Origin of the sequence: Paraprevotella clara YIT 11840 (genome assembly GCF_000233955.1) — a bacterium.
GTDB classification, from domain to species: domain Bacteria; phylum Bacteroidota; class Bacteroidia; order Bacteroidales; family Bacteroidaceae; genus Paraprevotella; species Paraprevotella clara.
This window is the reverse complement of the sequence record NZ_JH376705.1, coordinates 1-475: the sequence shown is the minus strand read 5'-3', so window position 1 is coordinate 475 and position 475 is coordinate 1. Positions and strand designations below refer to the sequence as shown.

Here is a 475-nt window from a genome sequence, read left to right as displayed (position 1 = left end):
CTAATATCGATAAATCTCTTGCTACACATAGTTCTTCTGCTAAAGCAGGAATACCTTTTAGCCCTAAGCGCGTACCCTCTATGTGTTCGTTTACTACGCCTTTGCCCATTATCTTAGTATCGTTAGGAAACGAAATTACAATACCATCAAAGGGCTGTGTGTACTGTAGAGCTATTTTCAGCAGGTTGCTATTGCTTATAGGTTTTTTATAATCGCCAAAAGCCACTGCTCCAGCGCTTTGCATATCATATAATTCTGCCAAATATTCTCCTTTACTCTCTACTGTTAGTGCTCCTATAGGGTAAGCTGTAGCTACACAATAGCGCGTTTTATCTTTTATATAAGTTACGGCCGCCTTACTGTCAGTCACAGGGTGTGTAAGCGGATTAATAAGCAAATGTGTAAAGCCACTCTTCTCAGCGGTCAGCATACCATTAGCCAAGGTCTCTCTCTCTTCATAGCCTGGTTCGCCAAA

General features: G+C 41.5%; 1 protein-coding gene. It reads right to left on the bottom strand.

The window, feature by feature from the left end; genetic code table 11:
- Positions 1 to 475 (bottom strand): amidohydrolase family protein (locus tag HMPREF9441_RS18860; protein ID WP_008623650.1); only part of this gene is annotated, 475 nt, incomplete at both ends.